We start from the raw sequence: 15,385 nt of genomic DNA, 5'->3' as shown, positions 1-15,385 counted from the left end.
AAGGCCCTGTTTCAAGGAAAGCAGGGCCTTGTAACGACTTAATGTCACATCGCTAGCCTAGCAGGTGCTCAGTTGATCGCTTCGAGGGTGAGGTCCAGGCACTTGCGGGCCTTTTCCACCAGCTCGTCGATCTCCGCATGGCTGATTACCAGCGGCGGCGCGATGATCATGGTGTCGCCCACCGCACGCATGATCAGGCCGTTCTCGAAGCAGAAGTTACGGCAGATCATGCCTACGCCCTTGCCTTCGTAACGGCTGCGGGTGGCCTTGTCCTTGACCAGCTCGATTGCACCGAGCAGGCCCAGGCCGCGTACCTCGCCCACCAGCGGGTGGTCCTGCAGCTCACGCAAACGCTTTTGCAAATACGGTGCCGCTTCGGTGCGCGCATTCTCGACAATTTTTTCGTCGCGCAGAATGCGCAGGTTTTCCAGGCCCACGGCTGCCGCCACCGGGTGGCCCGAGTAGGTGAAACCATGGTTGAAGTCGCCACCTTCGCTGATCACCTTGGCCACGGTGTCACGCACGATCACACCGCCCATGGGGATGTAACCGGAGGTCAGGCCCTTCGCGATGGTCATCAAGTCGGGCTTGAGGTCGTAGTAGTCGGAGCCGAACCACTCGCCGGTGCGGCCGAAACCACAGATGACTTCGTCGGCAACGAACAGAATGTCGTACTTGGCCAGAATCTCCTTCACCTTCGGCCAGTAGGTCTCAGGCGGGATGATCACGCCGCCCGCGCCCTGGATCGGCTCGGCGATGAAGGCGGCAACGTTGTCTTCGCCGACTTCGAGGATTTTCTGTTCCAGCTGCTCGGCTGCCCACACGCCGAACTGGTCCGGGGTCATGTCGCCGCCTTCGCCAAACCAGTACGGCTGCGGGATGTGCACGATACCCGGGATCGGCAGGCCGCCCTGCTCATGCATGCCGCTCATGCCGCCCAGGCTGGCACCGGCCACGGTGGAGCCGTGGTAGCCGTTGATGCGGCCGATGATGGTCTGCTTGTGCGGTTTGCCCTTGAGCGCCCAGTAGTGGCGCACCATGCGCAGCACGGTGTCGTTGCCTTCGGAGCCGGAGCCGGTGAAGAACACATGGGTCATGCCTTCGGGGGCTACGTCGGTGATCGCCTTGGCCAGCTCCAGCGCAGGCGGGTGGGCGGTCTGGAAGAACAGGTTGTAGTACGGCAGCTCGCGCATCTGCTTCTCGGCTGCCTGCACCAGTTCTTCCCGGCCGTAACCGACCGCCACGCACCACAGGCCAGCCATGCCGTCGAGAATCTTGTGCCCCTCGCTGTCCCACAAATGCACACCCTGGGCCTTGGTGATGATGCGCGGCCCCTTCTCTTTCAGCTGCTTGTAGTCACTGAAAGGTGCGAGATGGTGCTCCCCGCTCAGGGTTTGCCATTCACGGGTTTGCGGGTTGTTGACGCTCATGTGCTTCTCCGTTATTCGACAGCCGCGCTCCAGCGGCACCAGGGTTGATCAGACAGCGAACAGCAGGAACTCACGCTCCCAGGAACTGATGACACGCTTGAAGTTTTCGTGCTCGGCGCGTTTGGTGGCCACGTAGCCAGTAATGAATTTCTTGCCCAAGTACTGCACCAGCGCACGGCTGTTTTCCATGCGTTCCAGGGCGTCTTCGATGGTCAACGGCAAGCGCAGGTTGCGGCGTTCATAGCCACGGCCCTGTACGGGCGCGCTGGCCTCGATGCCTTCGACCATGCCGATGTAGCCACACAGCAGGCTGGCGGCGATGGCCAGGTACGGGTTGGCGTCGGCGCCCGGCAGGCGGTTCTCGACACGGCGGCTTTGCGGGCCGGCATCCGGCACACGCAGGCCGACGGTGCGGTTCTCTTCGCCCCACTCCACGTTTACCGGCGCCGATGTGTCGGGCAGGAAGCGGCGGAACGAGTTGACGTTGGGGGCGAACAGCGGCAGCGCCTCGGGGATGAACTTCTGCAGGCCACCAATGTGGTTGAGGAACAGCTCGCTCATGCTGCCGTCTTCGTTGCTGAAGATGTTCTTGCCGGTGGCCACGTCGACCACGCTCTGGTGCAGGTGCATGGCACTGCCCGGCTCGCCGGTCATCGGCTTGGCCATGAACGTGGCGGCCACGTTGTGCTTGAGCGCAGCCTCGCGCATGGTGCGCTTGAACACGAGGATCTGGTCAGCCAGGTGCAAGGCGTTGCCGTGACGGAAGTTGATTTCCATCTGCGCCGTGCCGTCTTCGTGGATCAGTGTGTCCAGGTCCAGCTGTTGCAGTTCGCACCAGTCGTAGACGTCTTCGAACAGCGGGTCGAATTCGTTTGCAGCTTCGATCGAGAACGACTGGCGGCCGGTTTCCGGGCGGCCCGAACGGCCAACCGGCGGTTGCAGCGGGAAGTCCGGGTCTTCGCTGCGCTTGGTCAGGTAGAACTCCATCTCGGGGGCCACAATCGGCTGCCAGCCCTTGTCGGCGTAGAGTTTCAATACCTTTTTCAGCACGTTGCGCGGCGACAGTTCGACCGGGTTGCCCTTCTTGTCGTAGGTGTCGTGGATCACCTGGGCAGTCGGCTCGATGGCCCACGGCACCAGGAACACGGCGTTCTCGTCGGGGCGGCAGATCATGTCGATGTCGGCCGGGTCGAGCAGTTCGTAATAGATGTCGTCGTCGACGTAGTCGCCGGTCACGGTCTGCAGCAGCACGCTCTCGGGCAGGCGCATGCCTTTTTCGGCGATGAATTTGTTGGTAGGCGAAATCTTGCCGCGCGTGATGCCGGTCAGGTCACTGATCATGCATTCGACTTCGGTGATCTTGTGCTCTTTCAACCAATCGGTGAGCTGGTCGAGGTTGTTACTCATAAATACCTCAGGAGGTAAGGTGGTCCGCGACTTGATTCTGGATGGAGTAGGTTGCTAAAGCAAAAACCCCCGCGCAGAGCCACAGTGGATACACTGGAAACAGCTGTGTCCGTAATGAGTTCGATAGGCAGAAAGACGAAGCGAAAGGCGGCAAGCCGCTACGAGGGCGTGTCCGGGTAGGCCAAACGTCAATTATTGCGGCCAGGGCGGCCACGCCATTGACGAAGCTTGCAAAAACGACGGAGGTACCCGATGGCACTGCGCAGGCAGTGCTTTCAGGTCGCGGCAAGCGGACCATGTGACCCTCGTATTATTGTGTTTTGGGTTGTGACCGAGCTTAGCCTTGTTCATTTTTTTACACAACACCTGCGTAAAAAATAAAAGACGGCACGCTTGAGATAGCCCTTCACAGGTGAAATAGCGGATAATGGCACGCCCCGATATGCAGCAAATCTGCCGTAGATGTGCCATTTCAGGGCATCATGGGGTTGGCTTGACATCAGTAGGGCTTTTCGATTGACTGGTCTTGCAAGCCCCCCTTGATTGATATTTTTAACAACAAAGGTGTTGCATCATGTCGGTACCCCCGCGTGCCGTTCAGCTTAACGAAGCGAACGCGTTCCTTAAGGAACATCCTGAGGTTCTCTACGTTGACCTTCTGATTGCAGATATGAATGGTGTGGTGCGTGGCAAGCGCATTGAGCGCACCAGCCTCCACAAGGTTTACGAGAAAGGCATCAACCTGCCGGCCTCCCTCTTCGCCCTGGACATCAACGGTTCCACCGTCGAAAGCACCGGGCTGGGTCTGGATATCGGCGATGCCGACCGCATCTGCTATCCAATCCCCGACACACTCTGTAACGAGCCGTGGCAAAAGCGCCCTACCGCCCAGCTGCTGATGACCATGCACGAGCTGGAAGGTGAGCCGTTCTTCGCCGACCCGCGTGAAGTGCTGCGCCAGGTGGTGAGCAAGTTCACTGACATGGGCCTGACCATCTGCGCCGCGTTCGAGCTGGAGTTCTACCTGATCGACCAGGAGAACGTGAACGGCCGCCCACAACCGCCGCGCTCGCCAATCTCGGGTAAACGCCCACAGTCGACCCAGGTGTACCTGATCGACGACCTCGACGAATATGCCGACTGCCTGCAGGACATTCTTGAAGGCGCGAAAGAGCAAGGCATCCCGGCCGACGCCATCGTCAAGGAAAGCGCCCCGGCGCAGTTCGAAGTCAACCTGCACCACGTGGCAGACCCGCTCAAGGCCTGCGACTACGCGGTACTGCTCAAACGGTTGATCAAGAACATCGCCTACGACCATGAAATGGACACCACCTTCATGGCCAAGCCCTACCCGGGCCAGGCAGGCAACGGTCTGCATGTACACATTTCCGTGCTGGACAAAGATGGCAACAACATCTTCACCAGCGAGGATCCCGAGCAGAACGCCGCGCTACGTCACGCTGTCGGCGGTGTGCTCGAGACCCTGCCCGCGTCCATGGCGTTCCTTTGCCCGAACGTCAACTCGTACCGCCGCTTTGGCGCGCAGTTCTATGTACCGAACGCGCCAAGCTGGGGCCTGGACAACCGCACCGTGGCCCTGCGCGTGCCAACCGGCTCGGCGGACGCCGTGCGCATCGAGCACCGCGTGGCCGGTGCCGACGCCAACCCGTACCTGATGATGGCTGCTGTGTTGGCCGGTGTGCACCATGGCCTGACCAACAAAATCGAGCCTGGCGCCCCGATCGAAGGCAACTCGTACGAACAGCTGGAGCAGAGCCTGCCGAACAACCTGCGCGACGCCCTGCGCGAGCTGGACGACAGCGAGATCCTGAACAAGTACATCGATCCGAAGTACATCGACATCTTCGTCGCGTGCAAGGAAAGCGAGCTGGAGGAGTTCGAGCACTCGATCTCCGACCTTGAGTACAACTGGTATCTGCATACCGTGTAAACAAAACGCCGCCCATAAGGGCGGCGTTTTTGTTTGAGATCGGTGTCGCCTGCTTCGCGGGCTTGCCCGCTCCCACAGGTACATCACAGGTTTCAAGCCTTGTGATTACCCTGTGGGAGCGGGCGAGCCCGCGAAGAGGCCAGTGCAGGCTTACAGGGACTTCTCGAAAATCTTCGAATTGCGCTGGTAGTTGTACAGCGAAGCCCGCGCCGCCGGCAGCCGCTCAACCCCGCTTGGCGCAAAGCCACGCTCGCGGAACCAGTGCGCGGTACGCGTTGTAAGCACGAACAACGTATTCAGCCCCATCTGCCGCGCCCGGCTCTCGATGCGCTCCAGCAATTCATCCCCACGCCCGCCATGGCGGTACTCCGGGTTCACCGCCAGGCACGCCAGCTCCCCTGCCTCGGAATCGGCAATCGGGTACAGCGCCGCGCAGGCGATGATCATGCCCTCGCGCTCCACCACGCTGAACTGCTCGATCTCCCGCTCCAGCACCTCGCGCGAGCGGCGCACCAGGATGCCCTGCTCTTCCAGCGGGCTGATCAGCTCCAGCAAGCCACCCACGTCCTCGATGGTGGCCTCGCGCACCACTTCAAACTGCTCCTGCGACACCAGCGTACCGCCACCGCCACGGGTGAACAGCTCGGTCAGCAAGGCGCCGTCTTCGGCATAGCTGACGATATGGCTGCGCGCCACACCGCCTTTGCAGGCCTCGGCGGCAGCATCCAGCAACTCGCCCTGGTAGTCGCTGCCCAAGCGCTGAAGATGCGGGGCAACCTGCTGCGGGCGCAGCTCCCGCACCAGCTTGCCATCTGCATCCAGCAGCCCCGGCTCGGCACCGAACAGCAGCAGCTTGTCAGCGCCCAGCTCGATGGCAGCGCGGGTGGCCACGTCTTCGCAGGCCAGGTTGAAAATCTCACCGGTTGGCGAGTAGCCCAACGGCGACAGCAGCACGATGGAGCGCTCATCCAGCAGGCGGCTGATGCCCTTGCGGTCGACTCGGCGCACTTCGCCGGTGTGGTGGTAGTCCACCCCTTCAAGCACGCCGATCGGCCGTGCGGTCACCAGGTTGCCAGACGCTACACGCAGGCGTGAGCCCTGCATCGGCGAAGCAGCGATATCCATCGACAGGCGCGCCTCGATGGCCAGGCGCAGGGCACCAACGGCATCGATCACGCAATCAAGGGTGGCTGCGTCGGTGATGCGCAGGCCATGGTGGTAGTGCGGGGTCAGCCCGCGATCAGCCAGGCGGCTTTCGATCTGCGGGCGCGAGCCATGCACCAGCACCAGCCGCACGCCAAGGCTGTGCAGCAGCACCAGGTCATGGACGATGTTGCCGAAATTAGGGTGTTCCACCCCATCGCCAGGGAGCATGACCACGAAGGTGCAGTCGCGATGGGCGTTGATGTACGGGGAGGCATGACGCAGCCAGTTGACGTAGTCGGGCATGACAGGGCCTGTGGATAAGTGGACGGAGAACGGCGATACAGGGGGCGTTCAGGATCATCGTCGGAACAGGCTTGCGGTCACGCGCGGTCTCCTCTAGGCAGGAACGAATCAGGTCAATGGACGTTTAGTCCAGGCAATAGTGCCGGATCAGGTCACGCAATAGACGCACGGTAGGCTCGATTCGTGACATTTCAAGGTATTCGCCGGGCTGGTGGGCACAGGCAATGTCGCCAGGGCCCAACACGATGGTCTGGCAACCCAGCTGCTGAAGATAAGGCGCTTCGGTGCCGAACGCCACCGCTTCGGCGCGATGCCCGGTCAGGCGCTGCGCCACTTGCACCAACTCGGCATCGGCCGCCTGCTCGAACGGCGGAACCTCCGGGAACAGCGGCGCGTAGTCGATACGCACATCATGGCGCTCGGCCACGGGCACCAGCTTCTCGCGAATGGCGGCACGCAGCTGCTCCACATCCATGCCCGGCAACGGCCGCAGGTCGAACTCCAGGGCGCACTGGCCGCAGATACGGTTGGGGTTGTCGCCACCGTGGATACAGCCAAAGTTCATGGTCGGGGTGGGCACGGTGAATTGCGGGTTGCTGTAGGTTTGCTGCCAGTGCTGGCGCAGGCCCATCAGCTCGCCCATCACGGCGTGCATGGCCTCCATGGCGCTACGGCCCAGGTTCGGGTCCGACGAATGGCCGCTGCGCCCGAGGATGTCGATGCGGTCCATGAGGATGCCCTTGTGCATGCGGATCGGCCGCAGGCCGGTCGGCTCGCCGATCACCGCCGCACGGCCCAGCGGCTGGCCGGCCTCGGCCAGGGCGCGGGCACCGGACATGGAGCTTTCTTCGTCGCAGGTGGCAAGGATCAGCAGCGGCTGCTTGAAGTCGTGCTCCAGCAGCGGGATGACCGCTTCGATGACCAGGGCGAAAAACCCTTTCATGTCGCAGCTGCCCAGGCCGACCCAGCGGCCATCCACCTCGGTCAGCTTCAGTGGGTCACTGGCCCACAGCTGTTCGTCATAGGGCACGGTGTCGCTGTGCCCCGCCAGCACCAGGCCACCCGGGCCGGTGCCACGGCTGGCCAGCAGGTTGAACTTGCCGGGGGTGACCTGCTGGATGTCACATTTGAAACCCAGGTCGCCCAGCCACCCCGCCAGCAGGTCGATGACCTGGCGGTTGGACTGATCCAGCGCAGGTTGGGTGCAACTGACCGAAGGCGCGGCGATCAAGGCGGCAAACTGGTCTTTCAGCGTCGGCAACGGCATGCACATACTCCTCGGAAGCGTTGCCCATCATAGGACTATCCGCTGTCTGGAATAAACCGTTGGCAGCGGACTGCTGTAGACTCTCTGCCAACCACGCCCCCCCCTTCGAGTCTGTGATGCACAAAGAAACCGAACTGAAACTCCGCGCCAGCCGCGAGACCCTTGCCGCCCTGCGCGAGCACCCTCTGCTGAAAAAGCGCAACAAGTCCGGCTGGCAGACCCGCGAACTGACCAACCAGTACTTCGACACCCCCGAGCGTGAGCTGTCCGCCGCGCGTGTCGCCCTGCGCCTGCGCCGTGATGGCGATGTGGTCATCCAGACCCTCAAGTGCCGCGGCCAGAGTGTGGCGGGCCTGTCCGAGCGCAACGAGTACGAGTGGAACCTGGACAAAGCCAAGCTCGACCTGAAAAAGCTCGACGCCACCTGCTGGCCCGAGCAGCTGGCCGAGCTGGACAAAAAGACCATCAAGCCACTGTTCACCACCGACTTCACCCGCGAGTTCGCTGAAATCGCCTGGGGCCGTGGCAAAAGCAAGGTCGTGATCGAGGCCGCGCTGGACCAGGGCTTTGTGGTTGCCGGCAAGCGCAAGGAAGAGATCTGCGAGCTGGAACTCGAACTGCGCGAGGGTGAACCGCAAGCCCTGCTGGAGCTTGCCGCCGAGCTGGCCGCCAGCCTGCCACTGATGCCCTGCGACATCAGCAAGGCGGAGCGTGGCTACCGCCTGCTGGAGCCGGACAGCTACGAGCTGGGCCTGCCACACACCGAGCTGGACGCCGAAATGGCTGTGGACGACGCCTACGCCGCGCTGGCCTGGCAACTGCTGGGCAGCACCCAGCGCCTGGCTGAGCAATATCGCCATAATGGCCACTGGCGCCTGCTGCAGGACTGGGTCGAGTGCCTGAGCGAGCTGCGCGCAATCACCGCCAGCCTGGGCCAGGCCGCACCGCGTGCCACTACCCGCGACCTGCGCAGTAGCCTGGATGCCTTGCTGGAAGACTGGCGCCCGCTGGTACAAGCCGGTAACGATGACGAAGACATCCGCCGCGCCGCCCCCGAGCAATTCGCCGAAGAGCTGGAAGACGTGCGTTGGGGCCAGTTCTCGCTGGAAACCTCGCGCTGGCTGCTGGCCCGTGCCTGGACCGCAGAGCGCAAAGGCCGTGGCGAACGCCAGGGCAAGGCGCAACTGGCCAGCTGGCTGGGGCATTTGCTGGGCGAAGAAGGCCGTGCACTGAAGCTGCCGCTGTACACCCAGCGCCCCGAAGACCTGGCCGAGCAATTGCCGCGTATCGAACAGCTGCTGGCGTGGCTGCACCATGCCCGTCAGGTACTGGAGGCGCCGCAGATGGACCGCCTGTATGGCGATCTGAAAAAGCTGCATGAGCTGGCAGAGCTGCCATTGGGCGAAGAGCCTGATGAACTGCTTGAGGCACGTATCGAGCAGGCTCGTGCTGTGGATCAGAGCCGCGGCTGGAAACACCTGCTCAAGGCTTGAGCCCTCCTGAAAGCTTACGCGGTCTCTTGTAGGAGCGGCCTTGTGTCGCGAAAGGGCCGCAAAGCGGCCCCAGCAATATCTGCTTGATGCACAAATCCTGGGGGCGCTTCGCACCCCTTTCGCGACACAAGGCCGCTCCTACAGGGGACCGCGTCAGCGGGTGTTAAGCGGCCTCACCGCGACAGTGGCAGGCTTGTGGTGGATTTGATCTCCGACAACGCCACAATCGAATTCACCTCCTGAATCCCCGGCACGTTCGACAGTTTTTCGAAGAAAAAGCGCTCATAAGCCTCGATATCCGAGGTGACGATCCGCAGCAGAAAGTCCACCGACCCCATCAGCACATAGCACTCCAGTACCTCCGGGAAACCGCGGATCGCCTCGGTAAACTCGGTAAAGTTGGAGCGCCCGTGGGCATTGAGCTTCACCTCGGCAAAAATCTGCGTGTTCAGGCCAACCTTCTTGCGGTCCAGCAAGGTCACCTGCCCGCGAATCACCCCCTCTTCCTTCAAGCGCTGAATGCGCCGCCAGCACGGCGATTGTGACAACCCCACACGCTCTGCAATCTGCGCACTGGACAGCGAAGCGTCCTCTTGCAGCAGTTCGAGGATGCGGCGGTCGTAGGCGTCCAGCTCGCTGTGCATTGATATTTCTCCAGAAAAGCTGTTTTCGAATAGATCAATTCGCCAAGTTCGCGAAACAGCCAAATCATAGCGAAAAAATACCGCAGCCAACGTGCAAGAATTTCTCCCACATTCGCGGAGACCAGCATGAACGCACAGCCCCGTACCGACACCTGGGCCGCCAGCAACGCCCACAGCACCGTCCACTATCGCCTGCAGGCCGAAGCCGAACCCGACAGCCTGTGCCGAGTGCTCAACCTGTTTGCCCTGCAATTCCTGACCCCACACAGCGTGCAGGTCAGCCAGCACGAGGATTGGCTGAACATCGAGGTGGGTATCGGCGGGCTGAGCTGGCACAGGGCCGAGGTGATTGCGCAGAAACTACGTAACCTGGTGTGTGTGGGTGAGGTGAGCCTGACCAACCAGCAGCGGGTGGAGTTGGCGGTGGTCTGAGGTATCCGTTGTTCCTGCTCTGGCCTCTTCGCGGGCACGCCCGCTCCCACAGGTCCAGCGCAAGCCTCAAATGCTGTGCAGATCCTGTGGGAGCGGGCGTGCCCGCGAAGAGGCCAGTACCGGCAGCGCAAAATCCCGAAACCCTTCACCGCCATCAACCTCCCCCGTCCGTCTAACCTTGACTAGCACTCTCATCAGGCACGGACGCCCCTCATGCACACCCCCGACAACCCGGCACTCGATCTCAGGCGGGTGCTCGAAGCCCTGCTCGCCGACCAGCACCTGCACGCCAATGACACCCTGCAAGTCCTGGAACACGCCGCCGCCCACCCGGCCAGCCACCCGCTTGAGCAGATAGCCGCCTGCAGGCTGGAGAACCGCCTGCACCCAGGCCAATGCCTGGACCTGGACCGCCTCTGCCAATGGCTGTCCGGCAAGGTCAGCCAGCCTTACCTGCGCATCGACCCGATGCAACTCGACCTGCCCCAGGTCACCGGCCTGATATCCCCGGCCTTCGCCCAGCGCCATGGCATCCTCATCGTCGCCGCCGACCCTTCCGGTATCACCGTCGCCAGCGCCCAGCCTTATCAGGATGACTGGCAGCAGGACCTGGCCCGTAGCCTGGGCCGGCCAATCCGCCGCGTGCTGGCCAGCCCGGTACAAATCCGCCAGTCTGGGCAGGCCTTCCACCGCCTGGCCCAGTCGGTAAAGGGTGCACAGCACCAGCAATCGACCCGCCTGGGCGAGCTCGAACAGCTGCTGGAGCTGGGCAAGCGCCAGGCCGAGGCCAGCGCCGACGACGCGCACATCGTGCATATCGTCGACTGGCTGCTGCAGTACGCCATTGAACAACGCGCCAGTGATATCCACCTGGAGCCCCGACGCGAACAAGGCCAGTTGCGCTACCGCATAGATGGCCTGCTGCACACCGTCTATAGCTTCCCCGCCGGGGTAACCCTGGCACTGGTCAGCCGCCTCAAGCACCTGAGCCGCATGGACGTTGCCGAGAAGCGCCGGCCGCAGGACGGCCGCCTGCAAAGCCGGCTGCCGAGGGGCCGCGAAGTGGAGTTGCGGCTGTCGACCCTGCCGACGCCATTCGGCGAAAAGCTGGTACTGCGCCTGTTCGACCCGCACCAATTGCAAGACGGCTTCGACCGCCTCGGCCTGGAGGGGGCGCAGCTGGCACAGTGGCAAGGCCTGCTTGGCCAACGCCAAGGCATCATCCTGGTTACCGGCCCCACTGGCTCCGGCAAGACCAGCACGCTGTACGCCAGCCTCAAGCTGCTGGCCACGCCACAGGTCAACCTGTGCACCATCGAAGACCCGATCGAGCGACTTGAGCCGGCCTTCAACCAGTTGCAGGTCCAACCGGCGCTGGACCTGGGCTTTGCCGACGGTGTGCGGGCTTTACTGCGCCAGGACCCGGACATCATCATGATCGGTGAAATCCGCGACCGCGAAACCGCCCTGGTGGCGGTGCAGGCAGCCCTGACCGGGCATCTGGTGCTGTCGACCCTGCATACCAACGACGCCTGCTCGGCAATCACCCGCCTGCAAGAACTGGGTGTGGCCGACTACCTGATCAAGGCGACGCTTATCGGCGTCATGGCCCAGCGGCTGGTGCGTACCCTGTGCACGGATTGCCAGGCGACGGCATCAGCCAACTGCCGCACATGTCGGGGTACCGGCTTTCATGGGCGCACGGGGTTGTTCGAACTGCTCGAGCCAAGCGACAGCCTGCGTGCACTGATCGGCCCGAACGCCGACCTGACCCGATTGCGGCGCCAGGCACTGGCCGATGGCTTGGTGGACCTGCGCCGTTGTGGCGAGGCGAAAGTGGCCAGTGGGCAGACGCGAGAGGAAGAAGTGCTGCGCGTCTGCAACTGACGAAAAGCCCGTTGCATTCAGGAACTTGCCTCGCCTGAAAAGATCCAACCGCGCATCTTCAACCCCCTCACCCTTCGAGGTGTTTCAACATGCGTCTCAAAACCGCCATCGCTGCCGCTGCCTTGCTTTCGCTGCCTGTGGGCTCGGCCATGGCCGATACCTTCTGGCGTAACATAATGACTTCCGGTGCCACCACGGCATCGAGCTACCTGACCTCGCACGATCACAAGCTGGTAGTAGCGGCACAGGATGATGCCGGCAGCTTCGTGGCCAGCGAAGGGGCCATTCGAGGGCCGTTTCTGGAAGCAGCGTTGAAGCAAGTACGGGCGGAGAACCCGGGGATGCAGGCTTCGGACATGGAACTGGCCAATGCCATCCTGGCCAAGAATGCGGTAGCCGAGTAAATCCTTGGGGGTGCTTTGCACCCCTATCGCGACACAAGGCCGCTCCTACAGGGGATCGCGTTCCCTTGTAGGAGCGGCCTTGTGTCGCGATGGGCCGCAAAGCGGCCCCTGTTATCAGCGATAAGCCTCCACCGGTACACACGAACAGAACAGGTTCCTGTCCCCATACACGTTGTCGACCCGGTTCACCGCCGGCCAGTATTTGTGCTGGCGCACGTGTGTACTGGGCGCCACCGCCTGCGCCTGGCTATAGGGCCGATCCCAAACCCCCAGCACATCCTCCAGCGTATGCGGCGCATGCTTGAGCGGGTTGTTCTCCGCCGGCCAGTTGCCCTCCTGCACCTCGGCAATCTCCGCACGAATCGCCAGCATTGCCTCGACAAACCGGTCCAGCTCGGCCTTCGACTCGCTCTCGGTCGGCTCCACCATCAGCGTGCCCGGCACCGGGAATGACATGGTCGGGGCATGGAAGCCATAGTCCATCAGGCGCTTGGCCACATCCTCTTCGCTGATGCCGGTCTGCGCTTTCAACGGCCGCAGGTCGAAGATGCACTCGTGCGCCACCCGCTGGTTGCGCCCGCGGTACAGCACCGCAAAGGCGCCACCCAACTGGCTGGCCAGGTAGTTGGCCGAAAGGATCGCCACCTCGCTGGCGTCGGCCAGCTGCGGCCCCATCATGGCGATGTACATCCAGCTGATCGGCAAAATGCTCGCGCTGCCCCACGGCGCGGCACTGACCGCACTGTTGTTCGGGTCCAGGCCAGGCACCGGGACTACCGGGTGGCTGGCGACGAACGGTTTAAGGTGCGCACGAATGCCGATCGGCCCCATGCCCGGGCCGCCGCCACCGTGAGGAATGCAGAAAGTCTTGTGCAGGTTCATGTGGGAGACATCGGCCCCCATGTCCGCCGGGCGGGCCAGGCCCACCTGGGCATTGAGGTTGGCACCGTCCATGTACACCTGGCCGCCATGCTGGTGCACCACCTCGCAGATTTCGCGGATCCCTTCTTCGTACACGCCGTGGGTCGACGGGTAAGTGACCATCAGGCACGACAAGCGCTCCCCGGCCGCGTGGGCCTTGCGCTTGAGGTCGGCCAGGTCGACGTTGCCATCGTCATCGCAATCGACGATCACCACGTCCATGCCCGCCATCTGCGCTGAAGCCGGGTTGGTGCCATGGGCTGACGACGGGATCAGGCACAGCGTACGCGCTGGCTGGTGGCGGCTGCGGTGATAACGGGTAATTGCCATCAGGCCAGCATATTCGCCCTGCGCGCCGGAGTTGGGCTGCATGCAAATGGCGTCGAAGCCGGTAATCGCGCACAACCAGCGTTCCAGTTCGTCGATCATCGCCTTGTAGCCGGTGGCCTGGCTCGCCGGGACAAACGGGTGTAGCTGGGCAAAACCGGGCCAGGTGATGGGGATCATCTCGCTGGTGGCGTTGAGCTTCATGGTGCAGGAGCCCAGTGGGATCATCGACTGGTTCAGGGCCAGGTCCTTGTTCTCCAGCTGCTTGAGGTAGCGCAGCATTTCGGTTTCGCTGTGGTGCAGGTTGAACACCGGGTGAGCGAGGATGGGCGAACGCCGCACTAGGTTGGCCGGGATGCCCTCAGGCAGGGCCAACTGGTCCAGCGTGGCGATATCCAACCCGTGATCGACCCCCAGGAAGATGTCGAACAACCGCAGCACCGTGTGCTCGCTGCACGTCTCGTCCAGGCTCACGCCCAAATGCCCGCGCCCGAGAATGCGCAAGTTGACCTGTGCAGCTTCGGCGCTTTCGATGATGGCCGCCTGGGTGCCCCCCACATCCAGCGTGAGGGTGTCGAAAAAATGCTGGTTGATGCGTTTGATGCCTTTGGCCTCAAGCCCGGCAGCCAGAATGAAGGTCAGCCGTTGCACCCGCTGGGCGATGCGTTGCAGGCCCTCCGGGCCGTGGTACACCGCGTAGAAGCCAGCAATGTTGGCCAGCAGAACCTGGGCCGTACAAATGTTGGAGTTGGCCTTCTCGCGGCGGATATGCTGCTCACGGGTCTGCAAGGCCATGCGCAGCGCCGTGTTGCCACGGGCATCACGCGACACACCAATGATGCGCCCAGGCATGGCCCGCTTGTAGTCGTCGCGACAGGCGAAATAGGCCGCGTGGGGGCCGCCGTAGCCCATCGGCACGCCAAAGCGCTGGGTAGAGCCCAGCACCACATCGGCGCCCAGTTCGCCAGGCGGCGTCAGCACTACCAGGCTGAGCAGGTCGGCTGCCACGCAGGCCAGTGCCTGCTGGCCATGCAACTGGTCGATCAGAGGGCGCAGGTCGCGCACCTCGCCGTGGGTGTCGGGATATTGCAGCAAAGCGCCAAATACCGAGTGCTTGCCAAGGTTAGCCACCGTGTCGACGATCAGCTCGAAGCCAAAGCCCTCGGCGCGGGTCTTCAGCACCGACAGGGTCTGCGGGTGACAGTGCTCGTCGGCAAAGAAGGCGTTGCTCTTGTTGCGCGCCACCCGCTTGGCCAGGGCCATTGCTTCGGCGGCGGCGGTTGCTTCATCGAGCAGCGACGCATTGGCCAACGCCAGCCCGGTGAGGTCGATGACCATCTGCTGGAAGTTCAGCAGCGCCTCCAGCCGGCCTTGGGCGATTTCGGGTTGGTACGGCGTGTAGGCGGTGTACCAACCGGGGTTTTCCAGCACGTTGCGCAGGATGACCGTGGGCGTGATGGTGCCGTGGTAGCCCATGCCGATCAGGCTGGTCCACACCTGGTTCTGTTCGGCGTAACCGGCCAGCTTGGCCAGGGCAGCCTGCTCGTCCAGCGCTGGCGGCAGGTCGAGGGCGCGATTGAGGCGGATGTCGGGGGGAACGGTCTGCTCGATCAGCTCGCTGCGGCTGGCGACACCCAGCACGTTGAGCATGGCCTGTTGCTCGGAAGCATCCGGGCCCAGGTGGCGACGCAGGAAAGGGTTGAGCTCTTGCAGTTGATGCAGGGATGGCGACTGGGACATGACGACGCTCTCTTCCTAGACCGGGTCTCATGG

General features: G+C 62.9%; 11 protein-coding genes. 5 read left to right on the top strand and 6 right to left on the bottom strand.

Annotated features, from left to right (window positions below; all coding sequences use genetic code 11):
* Positions 1–68: 68 nt before the first annotated feature.
* Both ACQKPZ_RS14360 and ACQKPZ_RS14355 read right to left on the bottom strand, forming a co-directional pair.
* On the bottom strand, positions 69–1,430 hold the full coding sequence (locus ACQKPZ_RS14360) for an aspartate aminotransferase family protein (protein ID WP_427539083.1): 1,362 nt from the start codon (positions 1,428–1,430) through the stop codon (positions 69–71).
* A gap of 48 nt (positions 1,431–1,478) precedes the next feature.
* Complete coding sequence (locus tag ACQKPZ_RS14355) at positions 1,479–2,837, bottom strand: glutamine synthetase family protein (protein ID WP_391130567.1); 1,359 nt, start codon at positions 2,835–2,837, stop codon at positions 1,479–1,481.
* Between the two features lie 574 nt (positions 2,838–3,411).
* Between ACQKPZ_RS14355 and ACQKPZ_RS14350 the strand changes: the two genes are divergently transcribed.
* A complete protein-coding gene (locus ACQKPZ_RS14350) occupies positions 3,412–4,788 on the top strand; it encodes a glutamine synthetase family protein (protein ID WP_014592784.1) in 1,377 nt (458 codons plus the stop codon).
* Positions 4,789–4,938: 150 nt separating this feature from the next.
* On the opposite strand, the gene argA is transcribed toward ACQKPZ_RS14350, so the two are convergent.
* A complete protein-coding gene (gene argA, locus ACQKPZ_RS14345; protein ID WP_391130569.1) occupies positions 4,939–6,237 on the bottom strand; it encodes an amino-acid N-acetyltransferase in 1,299 nt (432 codons plus the stop codon).
* A gap of 124 nt (positions 6,238–6,361) precedes the next feature.
* Positions 6,362–7,504, bottom strand: coding sequence for an acetylornithine deacetylase (gene argE / locus ACQKPZ_RS14340; RefSeq protein WP_427539080.1), 1,143 nt, complete (start codon positions 7,502–7,504; stop codon positions 6,362–6,364).
* A gap of 116 nt (positions 7,505–7,620) precedes the next feature.
* On the opposite strand from argE, the gene ACQKPZ_RS14335 reads away from it, so the two are divergent.
* Complete coding sequence (locus tag ACQKPZ_RS14335; RefSeq protein ID WP_427539077.1) at positions 7,621–8,997, top strand: inorganic triphosphatase; 1,377 nt, start codon at positions 7,621–7,623, stop codon at positions 8,995–8,997.
* Positions 8,998–9,170: 173 nt separating this feature from the next.
* Here the strand turns inward: ACQKPZ_RS14335 and ACQKPZ_RS14330 are convergent, their stop codons facing one another.
* Positions 9,171–9,641 (bottom strand): Lrp/AsnC family transcriptional regulator, encoded by a 471-nt coding sequence (locus tag ACQKPZ_RS14330; protein ID WP_043198918.1) that lies wholly within the window; start codon positions 9,639–9,641, stop codon positions 9,171–9,173.
* A gap of 126 nt (positions 9,642–9,767) precedes the next feature.
* Between ACQKPZ_RS14330 and ACQKPZ_RS14325 the strand changes: the two genes are divergently transcribed.
* The 3 genes from ACQKPZ_RS14325 to ACQKPZ_RS14315 all read left to right on the top strand — a co-directional run bounded on the left by ACQKPZ_RS14325 (position 9,768) and on the right by ACQKPZ_RS14315 (position 12,364).
* Positions 9,768–10,073 carry a hypothetical protein gene (locus ACQKPZ_RS14325; protein ID WP_427539074.1) on the top strand — a complete coding sequence of 102 codons (306 nt, stop codon included), beginning with the start codon at positions 9,768–9,770 and terminating at the stop codon, positions 10,071–10,073.
* A 213-nt stretch (positions 10,074–10,286) separates the two neighbouring features.
* On the top strand, positions 10,287–11,960 hold the full coding sequence (locus ACQKPZ_RS14320; RefSeq protein ID WP_427539071.1) for a GspE/PulE family protein: 1,674 nt from the start codon (positions 10,287–10,289) through the stop codon (positions 11,958–11,960).
* 89 nt (positions 11,961–12,049) lie between these two features.
* Positions 12,050–12,364 (top strand): DUF2388 domain-containing protein, encoded by a 315-nt coding sequence (locus ACQKPZ_RS14315; RefSeq protein ID WP_391130584.1) that lies wholly within the window; start codon positions 12,050–12,052, stop codon positions 12,362–12,364.
* Positions 12,365–12,478: 114 nt separating this feature from the next.
* On the opposite strand, the gene gcvP is transcribed toward ACQKPZ_RS14315, so the two are convergent.
* Positions 12,479–15,352, bottom strand: a complete 2,874-nt coding sequence (gene gcvP, locus ACQKPZ_RS14310) for an aminomethyl-transferring glycine dehydrogenase (RefSeq protein ID WP_427539068.1) — start codon at positions 15,350–15,352, stop codon at positions 12,479–12,481.
* Positions 15,353–15,385: the final 33 nt, after the last annotated feature.

This window comes from Pseudomonas sp. NPDC089547, assembly GCF_050280665.1.
GTDB lineage: Bacteria > Pseudomonadota > Gammaproteobacteria > Pseudomonadales > Pseudomonadaceae > Aquipseudomonas.
The sequence above is the reverse complement of the archived record's forward strand: the minus strand, read 5'-3'. Positions and strand labels throughout refer to the sequence as shown.

Bases quoted from the DNA above. Each gene is read 5' to 3' on its own strand.
- ACQKPZ_RS14360 (WP_427539083.1), bottom strand. From the start codon at position 1,430: ATGAGCGTCAACAACCCGCAAACCCGTGAATGGCAAACCCTGAGCGGG.
- ACQKPZ_RS14355 (WP_391130567.1), bottom strand. From the start codon at position 2,837: ATGAGTAACAACCTCGACCAGCTCACCGATTGGTTGAAAGAGCACAAG.
- ACQKPZ_RS14350 (WP_014592784.1), top strand. From the start codon at position 3,412: ATGTCGGTACCCCCGCGTGCCGTTCAGCTTAACGAAGCGAACGCGTTC.
- argA (WP_391130569.1), bottom strand. From the start codon at position 6,237: ATGCCCGACTACGTCAACTGGCTGCGTCATGCCTCCCCGTACATCAAC.
- argE (WP_427539080.1), bottom strand. From the start codon at position 7,504: ATGCCGTTGCCGACGCTGAAAGACCAGTTTGCCGCCTTGATCGCCGCG.
- ACQKPZ_RS14335 (WP_427539077.1), top strand. From the start codon at position 7,621: ATGCACAAAGAAACCGAACTGAAACTCCGCGCCAGCCGCGAGACCCTT.
- ACQKPZ_RS14330 (WP_043198918.1), bottom strand. From the start codon at position 9,641: ATGCACAGCGAGCTGGACGCCTACGACCGCCGCATCCTCGAACTGCTG.
- ACQKPZ_RS14325 (WP_427539074.1), top strand. From the start codon at position 9,768: ATGAACGCACAGCCCCGTACCGACACCTGGGCCGCCAGCAACGCCCAC.
- ACQKPZ_RS14320 (WP_427539071.1), top strand. From the start codon at position 10,287: ATGCACACCCCCGACAACCCGGCACTCGATCTCAGGCGGGTGCTCGAA.
- ACQKPZ_RS14315 (WP_391130584.1), top strand. From the start codon at position 12,050: ATGCGTCTCAAAACCGCCATCGCTGCCGCTGCCTTGCTTTCGCTGCCT.
- gcvP (WP_427539068.1), bottom strand. From the start codon at position 15,352: ATGTCCCAGTCGCCATCCCTGCATCAACTGCAAGAGCTCAACCCTTTC.